At 64.1% G+C, this 12,208-nt stretch carries 13 protein-coding genes; 6 read left to right on the top strand and 7 right to left on the bottom strand.

All coding sequences use genetic code 11. The annotated features are described in order from the left end of the window. Nucleotides 1-2 precede the first annotated feature (2 nt). Nucleotides 3-437: a DUF1810 domain-containing protein gene (locus E8P82_RS08525; protein WP_136454070.1), complete on the bottom strand. Its 435-nt coding sequence runs from the start codon at nt 435-437 to the stop codon at nt 3-5. A gap of 97 nt (nt 438-534) precedes the next feature. On the opposite strand from E8P82_RS08525, the gene E8P82_RS08520 reads away from it, so the two are divergent. Continuing rightward, nucleotides 535-924 (top strand): thioredoxin family protein, encoded by a 390-nt coding sequence (locus E8P82_RS08520; protein ID WP_136454069.1) that lies wholly within the window; start codon nt 535-537, stop codon nt 922-924. Between the two features lie 82 nt (nt 925-1,006). Here the strand turns inward: E8P82_RS08520 and E8P82_RS08515 are convergent, their stop codons facing one another. From E8P82_RS08515 to E8P82_RS08505, 3 genes are all read right to left on the bottom strand, one after another. Further along, on the bottom strand, nt 1,007-1,297 hold the full coding sequence (locus E8P82_RS08515) for a putative quinol monooxygenase (protein WP_136454068.1): 291 nt from the start codon (nt 1,295-1,297) through the stop codon (nt 1,007-1,009). A 55-nt stretch (nt 1,298-1,352) separates the two neighbouring features. Further along, complete coding sequence (locus tag E8P82_RS08510) at nt 1,353-2,324, bottom strand: DNA-3-methyladenine glycosylase family protein (RefSeq protein WP_136454067.1); 972 nt, start codon at nt 2,322-2,324, stop codon at nt 1,353-1,355. A 108-nt stretch (nt 2,325-2,432) separates the two neighbouring features. Next, nucleotides 2,433-3,509 carry a tartrate dehydrogenase gene (locus E8P82_RS08505; protein ID WP_136454066.1) on the bottom strand — a complete coding sequence of 359 codons (1,077 nt, stop codon included), beginning with the start codon at nt 3,507-3,509 and terminating at the stop codon, nt 2,433-2,435. A 122-nt stretch (nt 3,510-3,631) separates the two neighbouring features. On the opposite strand from E8P82_RS08505, the gene E8P82_RS08500 reads away from it, so the two are divergent. Beyond that, complete coding sequence (locus E8P82_RS08500) at nt 3,632-5,017, top strand: cystathionine beta-synthase (protein WP_136454065.1); 1,386 nt, start codon at nt 3,632-3,634, stop codon at nt 5,015-5,017. 24 nt (nt 5,018-5,041) lie between these two features. Continuing rightward, nucleotides 5,042-6,205, top strand: a complete 1,164-nt coding sequence (locus E8P82_RS08495; RefSeq protein WP_136454064.1) for a cystathionine gamma-synthase — start codon at nt 5,042-5,044, stop codon at nt 6,203-6,205. Nucleotides 6,206-6,253: 48 nt separating this feature from the next. On the opposite strand, the gene E8P82_RS08490 is transcribed toward E8P82_RS08495, so the two are convergent. Further along, nucleotides 6,254-6,544: a hypothetical protein gene (locus tag E8P82_RS08490; protein WP_136454063.1), complete on the bottom strand. Its 291-nt coding sequence runs from the start codon at nt 6,542-6,544 to the stop codon at nt 6,254-6,256. A gap of 74 nt (nt 6,545-6,618) precedes the next feature. Then, nucleotides 6,619-7,263, bottom strand: coding sequence for a phospholipase A2 family protein (locus E8P82_RS08485; protein WP_136454062.1), 645 nt, complete (start codon nt 7,261-7,263; stop codon nt 6,619-6,621). Nucleotides 7,264-7,970: 707 nt separating this feature from the next. Between E8P82_RS08485 and E8P82_RS08480 the strand changes: the two genes are divergently transcribed. The 3 genes from E8P82_RS08480 to E8P82_RS08470 are packed head-to-tail and all read left to right on the top strand — an operon-like array spanning nt 7,971 to nt 11,549. Beyond that, complete coding sequence (locus tag E8P82_RS08480; RefSeq protein WP_136454061.1) at nt 7,971-9,470, top strand: type I restriction-modification system subunit M; 1,500 nt, start codon at nt 7,971-7,973, stop codon at nt 9,468-9,470. Then, nucleotides 9,463-10,614, top strand: coding sequence for a restriction endonuclease subunit S (locus tag E8P82_RS08475; protein ID WP_136454060.1), 1,152 nt, complete (start codon nt 9,463-9,465; stop codon nt 10,612-10,614). Before E8P82_RS08480 ends, E8P82_RS08475 begins: the two co-directional genes overlap by 8 nt. Further along, complete coding sequence (locus E8P82_RS08470) at nt 10,614-11,549, top strand: restriction endonuclease (RefSeq protein WP_136454059.1); 936 nt, start codon at nt 10,614-10,616, stop codon at nt 11,547-11,549. Before E8P82_RS08475 ends, E8P82_RS08470 begins: the two co-directional genes overlap by 1 nt. 30 nt (nt 11,550-11,579) lie before the next feature. Here the strand turns inward: E8P82_RS08470 and E8P82_RS08465 are convergent, their stop codons facing one another. Then, entirely contained in the window at nt 11,580-11,972 is a 393-nt protein-coding gene (locus E8P82_RS08465; protein WP_168796527.1) for a PIN domain-containing protein, read from the bottom strand. Between the last annotated feature and the right edge of the window lie 236 nt (nt 11,973-12,208).

The raw sequence follows: 12,208 nt of genomic DNA, 5'->3' as shown, positions 1-12,208 counted from the left end.
TGTCAGTCCGAGACCGACGACCTGGTTGCCAGATCCTCCGCGCCCCCGTAGTAGCGGTCGAGCACGGCCTTGAACCACAGTTCCTGCGGCGCCGCCAGGTTGAACAGGGTCATGGAGGATTGCAGCTTGCGCGCATCGATCCCGCCGAGAACCTCCACCGGGTCGTTGCCCTCAAGGTTCAGGAGTGCGTGCACACACTCGAGCAGGCGCGGTCCCAGCACGGGATGCGACAGGTAGGCACGGGCCTCGTCGAGCGAGGAGATCGCGTAGCGGACCGACGTCGGGCTGCTGCCCAGACCCTGGATCTGCGGGAAGACGAACCAGATCCAGTGGCCCCTCTTGCGTCCGGCGCGCAGCTCGGTCAGGGCCTGCTCGTAGGTATTGTGCGCGTCCTGCGCGTCGACGAATCGTGCCAGATCGTAGGGGTCGTTGCTCACTCGTGTCTCCGGGATCGTTGGGGAATTGTTGAGTGCTGATTCTTCATCGGTAGCGAACAGGCCTGACAGGTTCGACGGCGATCGCTAGCCTTGGGGGATGTCGACAATCAATGTTACTGAGGCAAGCTTCCCGGAAACCATCGAGGGCAACGATATCGTGTTCGTTGACTTCTGGGCCGACTGGTGTGGCCCATGCAAGCAGTTCGCGCCGGTGTACGACGCCGTGTCGCAGAAGCACGACGACGTCACGTTCGCGAAGGTGGACACCGAGGCCGAGCAGTCGCTCGCCGCGGCCGCCGGCATCACGTCGATCCCCACGCTCATGGCCTTCCGTGAGAAGGTGCTCGTGTTCTCCCAGCCTGGCGCGCTCAATGCGACGCAGTTCGGCGAGCTGGTGGACGCCGTGAAGGGTCTCGACATGAAGGCCGTGCACGAGCAGATCGCGCAGCAGGCAGACCAGGACTCTCCTGCCGCTGACGCACAGTAGTCCGCACCAGACCCCATCGGAAGGGCCCCGCACTCACGGAGTGCGGGGCCCTTCTACGCGATCAGGGGTGGCCGAAGCCCGCTCAGGCGGGCTGGTCGGAACGCGTCATGTCGATGGGCTCGGCCAGCAGGGCGCTCAGTGACTCACCGAGATCCTGCAGGGCGGGGCCACGCATGTGGAGATCGAGGGCTTCGGTGGACTCCCACCGCTCCTGAAGGACTATCCGGTCCTCCTGCGCCTCGGTGATCTCGTACCGGATGCAGCCCGGTTCCTGGACCACCTGTTCCACGGCCAGGTCGAGGGCCTGTTTCACGCGGGAGAACTCTCCTTCCTGGGGGACGAAGATTGCTGTGACGTCTACGGGTTCGCTCATACCCCAACCCTAGCGGCATCCGGTGATCATCCCGTGCACTGACGATCCATGGAGGTCAACGCCCCCGATGGTCCTCGGGTGTCAGCCTGGGGCCGAAGGCCTGCTTGCGGAAGCCGCTCGCGTACAGGGCCCGCACCACGCGCTGCCGCTGGCCCGCCCAGGGTCTGAGCAGTTCGACCATCCCGGCGTCGTCCGTCCGCCGTCCGGTCAGTGCCGCGCTCACATAGGCGGCGAGGTGGTAGTCGCCCACGGAGATGGAGTCCGGACAGCCGTGCGTCCGCTGGACCACCTCCGCGACGGTCCAGACGCCGATTCCCGGGACAGAGCGCAGTCCGGCCCGGACGGACTCACCCTGCCGCGATGCGAGTCGTTCGAGACCGCTTGCCACCAGGGCCGCTTTGAGGATGGTGCTGGAGCGTTTGGCGTCGACGCCGGCCCGGTGCCAGTCCCACGACGGGATGCGGCGCCACTGCTCGGCAGTGGGTGGGAGGCGGAGACCGGCAGGCGCCACAGTGCCTGCACCTGGAGCCGTGTCTCCGTAGCGCGTCAGCAGATACCGCCACGCACGCTTGGCCTCCAGCCCTGTGACCTTCTGCTCCAGCACCACGCGGGCCACCGTGTCGAGCATGCGCCCCGAGGACGGGAGGCGGAGACCCGGATTCAGATATCGCCCTTTCCGTGCCAGTTCCGGCAGGGTGGCGCGGAAGCCCGGATCGTCGAAATCGCTCCAGTCGTCATCGGCGCCGAGCAGCCGGGGGAGCGCCTCGAGCGCGGAGGCGGCTCCCGGCCCCCACGCCGCTGCCTGGACCACACTGTCATGGAGTGAACCACGCTGCCGCAGCAGCAGAGTCACGGGTCCATGCGCGGTCCGGAAGGCGAGCCAGTGATCGGGGCCCTGCACGATGAAGGAGGGATCGTGGGAACCGCATTGCAGGATTTCGATGCTGCGGGTGAGGGTGTAGGCCCCATCCGGCGTCCATTCCGCGACCTCCGCGCCGTGTGGCCTGAGTGCGGGGGCGATGGACATGGAACCATGGTGCCACGGCGATACCCGGTGCGCTCGCCGCTCCGGGCGGACCTCTGCCGGGAGGCCGGGCGGTCGGGTAGCGAGGTGGTCAGCCCGTCATGGTACCCGTCAGCCCGCGATGGCCGCGGCGATCGCCGCGCCCAGCGACGCCGTCGTGCCGGAGCCGCCCAGATCCCGCGTCAGGGCCTCTCCTCCGGTGGCGAGCACCGACTCGATACCCGCGAGGATACCCGCGGCCGCCTCCGCCTCCCCGAGATGCTCCAGCATCATGGAGGCGCTCCAGATCTGCCCCACCGGGTTGGCGATGCCCTTGCCCGCGATATCGGGCGCCGACCCGTGCACGGGTTCGAAGAGGCTGGGGAACGTCCGGTCCGGGTTGATGTTGCCGCTGGGAGCCACGCCGATGGTGCCGGTGCAGGCAGGCCCGAGGTCGGAGAGGATGTCACCGAAGAGATTGCTGGCCACCACGACGTCGAACCAGTCGGGGTGGAGCACGAAGTTCGCGCACAGGATGTCGATGTGGAACTTGTCCACCCGGACGTCGTCGTACTTCGGGGACATCGCCTCCACGCGCTCGTCCCAGTAAGGCATGGTGATGGAGATGCCGTTGCTCTTCGTCGCGGAGGTCAGGTGCTTCTTCTCCCGCTTCTGCGCGAGCTCGAACGCGTAGCGGAGGATCCGGTCCACGCCGGTGCGCGTCATGACGGTGTCCTGGATGACGGTCTCGCGCTCGGTGCCCTCGAACATCCTGCCGCCCACGCTCGAGTACTCGCCCTCGGTGTTCTCGCGCACCACCCAGAAGTCGACGTCGCCGGGTTCCCGGCCCGCCAACGGACTCGTGATGCCCGGCAGCAGGCGCACGGGGCGCAGGTTCACGTACTGGTCGAAGTGGCGGCGGAACTGCAGCAGGCTGCCCCACAGCGAGACGTGGTCGGGCACGACGTCGGGCCAGCCGACGGCGCCGAAGAAGATCGCGTCGAAGGTGCGCAGTTCCTCGAACCAGTCATCGGGCAGCATCTGGCCGTGCGCCGTGTAGTACTCGGCACTGGCGTAGTCGAACTCGACGGCGTCGACGGTGAACCCGTACCGGTCCGCCGCTGCCCGCAGGGCCCGCAGCCCCTCGGGTACGACCTCCTTGCCGATGCCGTCCCCTGCGATGACGGCGATGCGGTAGGTCCTGGTCATGGCTGGATCCCCTCGTCGAATGGTGGCTGGTGCTCCCACCCTAGGCGCAGGCCCCTGGCGCCGCACGGCGTGTGTTACGTGGGCGCACGGCAGTGGGGCTGCCAGCCGGTAGCGTTGTGGTCATGAAGTACGCCGAATCGATTGTCGACCTGATCGGCAACACCCCGCTGGTCAGGCTCAACTCCGTGACGGACGGCATCGCCGCCACCGTCCTCGCCAAGGTCGAGTACCTGAATCCGGGCGGGTCGGTGAAGGATCGCATCGCGGTCCGGATGCTCGACGCGGCGGAGGCCGAGGGCAAGATCCTGCCCGGCGGCACCATCGTGGAACCGACGTCCGGCAACACCGGGGTGGGTCTGGCCCTGGTGGCGCAGCAGCGCGGCTACCGGTGCATCTTCGTGGTGCCGGACAAGGTGGGCGAGGACAAGCGGAACGTCCTCAAGGCGTACGGCGCGGAGGTCGTGGTCACGCCCACGGCTGTGGCTCCGGAGAGCCCGGAGTCCTACTACGGTGTGTCCGACCGCCTGGTGCGCGAGATCCCCGGCGCGTACAAGCCCGACCAGTTCTCCAACCAGTTCGGCCCGCTGAGTCACTACGAGACCACCGGCCCCGAGATCTGGGCCGACACCGAGGGCACGGTGACACACTTCGTCACCGGTGTGGGCACGGGCGGGACCATCACCGGGACCGGGCGCTATCTCAAGGAGGTCTCGGCCGATCGCGCCGGAGGCCCCGTGCGCATCATCGGCGCCGATCCCGACGGCTCCGTCTACTCCGGTGGCACGGGGAGGCCCTACTTCGTCGAGGGTGTCGGCGAGGACATGTGGCCCGGCTCCTACGACCCATCCGTTCCCGACGAGATCCTCGCGGTCAACGACGCCGAGAGTTTCGAGATGACCCGGCGCCTGGCCCGCGAGGAGGGACTGCTGGTGGGTGGTTCCTGCGGGATGGCCGTGGTGGCCGCCCTGCGCGTCGCCAAGGACCTGACGGCTGACGACGTCGTGGTGGTCCTGCTGCCCGACGGCGGGCGCGGCTACCTCGGCAAGATCTTCAACGACGAGTGGATGGCCTCCTACGGCTTCCTGGGCGACGACGGCGGCGGCGCGGACACCGGCGTCGGCGCGGTGCTGGGCGCGAAGGATCCAGCTCTGCCGGCTCTCGTACACGCACACCCGGCACAGACCGTCCGCGAGGTGATCGCACTCATGACCGAGTACGGCGTCTCCAGCGTTCCTGTGCTCTCCCAGGAACCCCCGGTGAAGATGGGCGAGGTACTGGGATCGGTGGACGAGCGTTCCCTGACCGGGAAGCTCCTCCGCGGTGAGGCCGACCCCACGGACAGGGTCTCCGACCACCTGGAGGCGAGGCTTCCCCTGATCGGGTCGCTCGAGTCCCTCGAGGCAGCACATGATCGCCTGCAGCACAGCGACGCGCTGATGGTGACATCCCTGGGGTCCCCGGTGGGAATTCTGACGCGCCAGGACGTGCTGACGTATCTGAGCAGGTAAACGACACCCGACCCCAGGAGCACCATGACGCAGCCCGACGCCCAAGGTTTCAACACGCGGGCCATCCATGCCGGACAGAACCCCGACCCCACCACGGGAGCGGTGATCCCGCCGCTGTACCAGACGACGACCTTCGCGCAGGACGGCATCGGCAAGCTCCGCAACGGGTACGAGTACGGTCGTGGCACGAATCCGACGCGGGACTCGCTGCAGACGCAGCTCGCGGCACTCGAGGGCGGTAAGTACGCCTTCAGCTTCTCCTCCGGGCTGGCGGCGGAGGACGCCCTGATCAGGGCCGCACTGCGCCCCGGCGACCACATCGTGCTCGGCAACGACGCCTACGGCGGCACCTACCGGCTGATCGACCGGGTCCTGTCACAGTGGGGCATCACGAACTCGGCCGTCGACATGGCGGACGCCGGCGCGGTCCAGGCCGCGATCTCGGCCCACAACACGAAGCTGGTGTGGGTCGAGACGCCGTCGAACCCGATGATGAAGATCACCGACATCGCCGCGACCGCGCAGCTGGCCCACGACGCCGGCGCCCTGCTCGTGGTCGACAACACCTTCGCCTCGCCGTACCTGCAGCAGCCGCTCACCTTCGGCGCCGACGTCGTCGTGCACTCGACCACGAAGTACATCGGCGGCCACTCGGACGCCAGCGGCGGGGCCGTGGTCGTGAACGACGACGCGCTGGCAGAGAAGGTCGGCTTCGTTCAGTTCGCCGTCGGGGCCGTCTCGGCGCCGATGGAGGCCTGGCTCACCACGCGCGGGCTGAAGACGCTCGGCGTCCGCATGGACCGTCACTCCTCGAACGCCACGGCGATCGCTCGGTGGCTGCAGGAGCAGGCCGGGGTGGAGCGCGTCTACTACCCGGGTCTGCCCGAGCACCCCGGCCACGATCTCGCTGCAGCGCAGATGAAGGACTTCGGCGGCATGGTCTCCGTGACCTTCACGGGTGGGGCCGAGGCCGCGAAGAAGGTGGCCGAGTCGACGCACGTCTTCACGCTCGCCGAGTCCCTCGGTGGCATCGAGTCGCTGATGAACTACCCCTCGGACATGACCCACGCCTCGGTGCGGGGTACGGAGCTCGCCGTACCCGAGAACCTGATCCGCCTGTCGGTGGGCATCGAGGATCTCGAGGACCTGATCGGCGATCTGGAGCAGGCCATCAGCGCCTTGCGCTAGTCCTGCCCGCGCTTCCTCGTGAAAGGTTCTCCGTCCGCTTCGGTTCTTTCACGGTCCGCCGATGAGCGTAACCCCGACGATGATCGCCTGAATGACAAAGAACCCCCAAAGAGCTGAAGCTACCGCCCACCAGGGATGCTCACCTCTGATCGCGAAGCCTGCTCCGATAATTCCGAGTAGTGGAGGAAGAGCAAATATCCAAATCGGGCGATTGTTCCCAGTTCCGGCCCAGTCCGGGAGCAACAGGACAATAATCAGTGCCGCCACCATGAAAGCCCATGTGATGACAGGTCTTCTGGCTTGCGGTGTGGAGCCACTGGTCTCATTGATGTGGGACATCGTCGAACCGCTCCTAGCAAGGATCTTCTACAGTCTGAAGGTAACCGCAACGCCGTAGCGGTTGCCTTCAGAGCCTACGTGAAAGGGTTGCAGAGGCAGTAGGTGAAGTATGTGCTGACGGCTGCGGCTACTGTCCTTTCGGCTTTACCCATGCGCGTGATGTTGCGCTGAATGTCCTTCACGATCGCCCGGTCGCAAGAGCACGCGAAGTAGCCACGCGACCCGTAGCATTTGTCGTGGGTGCGACAAATGGAGTCGAGAACGTCGACAGCAGAGCCACCGCCATGCCCGGGGCCACACCAGTTCCCCCATAGTGGCAGACTGAGCCCGTTGGTGGACATCTGCCCGTCAGAGACAGATTTCTGTCCTGCGGCAAGTCGATTGATGATCGCACCCATTTCGAGAGTCGCAGCATCGGCTCCTGCTGCTCGGGCTGCGCTCATATCGAAGTAGGTGGATTCGTCGGCAGCTGTGCGCATGAATTGCGTTGCTGCATCAACCTGTCGGTTGAAGGCTTCAACCTCGGCTTTCTTCGACTTTCCCAGGGTCGACTCTGAACCCTCCGACACAATTTCATCAATGACACCGGCTGAAAGAATGTCAGGGTACGCCGCTGTTTCGGGAGACCCACCTATCAAGAGGATGGTAGCGACTCCCAGCGCGGTCGATGCTCCCTTTTTTGAGCGGGCAAACTTCAGTGATGAGATGGATGAGGCCATTCTTCCCCCAAGGAAGTAGTAGTCATGCCCGCCTATGAGAGTGACCTGCGGCACTCGAAGTGACCGTATGCCCGGGTTGTTCTGCTGTCAATAGTGTCTGAAATGACTGCTGGACATGGTGTGGGATTCCTGAGGGATGGAGCATCCGGGTCGATTTGGTTCTGGATAGTGGAGTTGTATCCAGTGTCGATTGGATGGCGATTTATGTCTGGCCGAGTTCGAAACAGTACGGGGTGAAGCAGGGCGAGCAAGACGGACGCCGTGTGGCTTCGTCGTTTCTAATGGCCCCGCGGGTGAGTGACCACTGCCGCACGTGGTGAGCGGCTTTGCTGGCTCCCCACTGATCCCCGCCTGTATCGCGGGTTCGCCACGGCCCACGCGCTGAGCCTGCGGACGCGATGAGGTTCGGCTCGCCGAACGAGACTGACAGGGCCGTAGGACTGTGGGGAACTCGTATCTGCGAGGTGCCCTCTCACCGAGGTGACTGTGGGCCTCGGGCAGTCCTATTCGTCCCGGTCAGCCGGGCATTTCGTCGTCAACGACGTGCTGTCTCGCTGACACTCATCGGTGGACCAGGGCTAGGCCATTCGTGGGATTACTGCCTGACATCTGACCCTCGGGACCGAGCTGTCCTGGTTGGTTGCAGCCGAGAGACAGGCCCGCGTTCTCGTTCTTCGCCGTCGCTCCCACCGACTAGGCTCACATGCGTGATCACAGGTGAAATCAAGTCCCAGGTAGACAAGGTCTGGAATACGTTCTGGAGCGGCGGTATCTCCAACCCGCTGGAAGTCATCGAACAGATCACGTATCTGCTGTTCCTGAAGCGTCTCGACGAGAACCACACGCGCGAGGAGAAGCGGGCCAACCTCCTGGGCCAGCCGCTGCAGAATGCGGTGTTCCCGGACGGCCTGGACCCGCAGGGTCGTCCCTACGCCGACCTCCGCTGGTCGCGGTTCAAGGACTTCTCCCAGGCTGAGATGTTCACCGTCTTCTCGCAGAGTGTCTTCCCGTTCCTGCGGAACGAGCTCCCCAAGCTGTCCAACGGCGAGGAGTCTACCTACAGCCACCACATGAAGGACGCGCAGTTCAAGATCCCGAACGCGGGCGTCCTGAAGCAGGTCGTGGATGTCATCGACAGCATCAACATGGACGGCAAGGACACCAAGGGCGACCTCTACGAGTACATGCTCTCCAAGCTCGCGTCCGCCGGCACCAATGGCCAGTTCAGGACGCCGCGGCACATCATCGACCTGATGGTGGGCATGACCGCGCCCAAGCCACTGGAGGCCATCTGCGACCCAGCCTCGGGCACCTGCGGATTCCTGGTCCAGGCAGGTGAGTTTCTGCGGAAGAACAACCCGAACCTGCTCACCAACGACGAGAGCAAGAAGTTCTTCCACAACCAGCAGTTCCATGGCTTCGACTTCGACTCCACCATGCTCCGCATCGGCTCCATGAACATGCTGCTCCACGGCGTGGAGAACCCGGACATCTCGTACCGCGATTCCCTCGCCGACCTCCACGCCGAGGAGGAGGAGAAGTACCACGTCATCCTGGCCAACCCGCCGTTCGCCGGCAGCCTGGACTACGAGAACGTGGCCAAGGACCTCCTGACCGTCGTCAAGACCAAGAAGACAGAGCTCCTCTTCCTGGCGCTCTTCATCAAGCTGCTCAAACCGGGCGGACGCGCGGCCGTCATCGTTCCCGACGGCGTGCTGTTCGGCTCCACCGGAGCCCACAAGGCGCTGCGCAAGATGCTGGTCGAAGGCCACAAGCTCGACGCCGTGGTGAAGCTCCCCTCCGGCGTCTTCAAGCCGTACGCGGGAGTGTCCACGGCCATCCTGTTCTTTACCAAGACCAACTCCGGCGGCACCGACAACGTCTGGTTCTACGACGTGAAGTCCGACGGCTTCAGCCTCGACGACAAGCGCACACCCCTTGCCTCGTCCGATCTCCCCGACGTCCTCGCCCGCTGGAATGAACGCACGACGACGGAACGTCAGCGGGCACGCACGGACCAGTCGTTCTGTGTGCCGCTCTCGGAGATCGCCGCGAACGACTATGACCTGTCGCTGAACCGGTACAAGGAGATCGAGCACGAGGACGTCGAGCACGCCGACCCGGAGGAAATCCTGACGGTGTTGGACGGGCTCGAGGCTGAGATTGCTGAGGGCATGGCGGATCTGCGGGAGCTGCTCGGTGGTTGAGCTTGTTGAAACCCGAAGGGTACGCCTCGGGGAAGTGGCGGACTTCATAAACGGTGCTGCATTTAAGCCTGAAGACTGGGGGCCGACCGGAGCGCGTATCATTCGAATTCAGAACCTGAGTGATCCGTCGAAAGCGTATAACCGCACCGAGCGCATTGTCCCTCAGAAACTCCACGTGCGACCTGGCGATTTGTTGGTTTCATGGTCAGCGTCGCTCGGGGTTTTCGTGTGGGACCAGGACGATATTGCCCTTCTGAACCAGCACATTTTCAGAGTCATCCCTGACGACGCGCTTGTCGACAAAAACTACCTCCGCCACATGCTGAGCGATGCTCTGGACAGCATGAAAAGGCACCTTCACGGGGCTACTATGATGCACGTTAATCGCAAAGAATTCCTTTCCACGAGCATCCCCCTACCGCCCCTCGACGAGCAGCGGCGGATTGCGGCGATCCTGGACAAGACCGACGAGCTCCGCACCAAGCGCCGCGAAGCCCTCGCCCACCTCGACATGCTCACCCAGTCCATCTTTCACTCAATGTTCGGTGGCGTTCTTTCACGTGCGCTGCTGTCGGACGCAATCGGCAGGCTGGTTGGAGGAAAGAATGTGGTCGGACCCGATGACAGCCCCAACGCCTTTCGCGTCTTGAAGATAAGTTCCGTCACCTCGGGACAGTATCTGGAGGCGGAATCGAAACCGTTACCAGAAGATTACGAGCCCCCATCTGATCATGTTGTGCGTGACGGAGACGTCATCATCAGCCGAGCCAACACAACGGAACTCGTAGGATCGAGTGCTTTGGCGGCGACAACGAACGGCAAATCTGTGCTTCCTGACAAGCTATGGCGCGCTGTCCCAACTCCTAGAGCCGATTCTCGGTTTCTGCTGGCGACGCTTCAATCGCCTGCTGTCCGCGGTGAGATAAGTCGACGGTCTAGCGGAAGTGGCGGTTCGATGAAGAACATTTCGCAACCGAAGCTCCTCTCGATACCTATAGCGCTTCCGCCGATGGAACTACAGCAGACGTTCGCAACCCGCGTTGCCGCCGTCGAACGGTTGAAGGAACTACACCGTAAGCACCTGGCTGAGCTGGATGCTTTGTTCGCTTCCCTTCAGCACCGAGCGTTCAGGGGAGAATTGTGATGACTGAGGCGACCGAGCAGGACGGTATTCCGAACTGGCACGGCTTCATGTCGGCTATCCTGCAAGTGCTTGCTGACGGGCAGCCGAAGACCCGGAGTGATCTGGCCAAATTGGCGATGGACGTTGTGGGCCTCACAGACGAACAGCGCGCAGTCCGAGTCAACTCCGGAAGCCTCAAAGCGAAGGGACGGGTCGGGTGGTCCCTATCCCACCTGATTGCCGCCACCGCACTTGAGCGACCTGATAGCGCTTTGTACGTCATCACGGACGTCGGGCGCCAGCTCCTGAGCAACAATCCGAAGGGTCTCGCTCAGTCTCACTTGCGGGAAATTGATGCCTACCGTCGGCACCGGGCCGAGGTGAGCGCGGCTCGGAGGGCTATCTCGTCAGCTACAGAAGCGGATGCCCTCGACGAGGACGAGGATCCGAACGATGTCATCGACACCGCCATGGACCGGATCAACGCCGAGGTTGGTGCGGATCTGATCCAGAAGCTCCGGGAGAATGCTCCTGAGTTCTTCGAGGAAGCCGTCGTAGACCTGCTCCTCAAAATGGGTTACGGAGGGGCGGAACAGCGGGGGCGCCGGATCGGCGGCTCGGGCGACGGCGGCGTTGATGGCGTGATCGACCAGGATGCCCTCGGCCTTGACCGAATCTATGTCCAGGCCAAGCGCTACGCCGATGGCAACACGGTGGGGCGTGAAACCATCCAGGCCTTCGTGGGGGCATTGCACGGCGTCGGGGCGTCCCGCGGCGTCTTCATCACCACCAGTACCTTCACATCGGCAGCGCGTCAGTACGCCGAGAACGTCCCATCACGGATCATCCTGATCGACGCCGCCCGTCTCGTTGTCCTCATGATCAAGTACCGGGTAGGCGTCCAAGTGAAGCAGAGCTATGACGTGGTGGAGCTGGACGAGGACTTCTTCGAGTAATGCTGCTCTGTGCATGGGGCATGGAATGCTTCATTCCACCTCGAGGATCTCGACGACGTCGCTGACCAGCTCGAAGTCCTTCGCGTTCCGCGTCATCAAGGGAATCCCCAACGAGTGGGCCTGCGCTGCGATCATGATGTCCTTGCTCCTGGCATGTTGCGGCCGAAGCGAGCGGACCTTTGCCGCCAGCTCCCCGTAGCTCTCCGCCGCAGGCTCATCAAAAAGGAGCCAGTCCATCAGCTCCCGCCAAACGGCGAGGCGGCGTACGCGCTGCCTCCGGATCTCCTCTGAAGCGGAGGAACGGATGCCGAAATGCAGCTCCGCCAGCGAAATGATGCTTGACCCCAGCACCTCACCTTCCGGCCACTCCGCCGGCGGGCTGATCAGGATGTTCGTATCGAGGAGGATCTCCGCGTCTCCCACGGATCCACCAAGGGGTCCGCTTCGCGGGATTGCCGGTGCTCCTCCAACCAACAGCCGGTCTGGTCTGCATCGAGTCCGGCCAGTTCGAGAGCCCGGGCAACGTCGGCAGCGGGTGTCCACTTCCGGCGGTGCGTGATCGGAGACATTCTGGCCACAGCCCGTCCCTGCAGGGTGATCTCCACACTGGCTCCGTGCTCAACGCGCTCGATGACAGCCCTGGGGTTCTGCTTCAGTTC

The sequence above is a fragment of the Arthrobacter echini genome (assembly GCF_004803505.1).
GTDB lineage: Bacteria > Actinomycetota > Actinomycetes > Actinomycetales > Micrococcaceae > Arthrobacter_D > Arthrobacter_D echini.
This window is presented reverse-complemented; position numbering and strand designations above follow the sequence as displayed.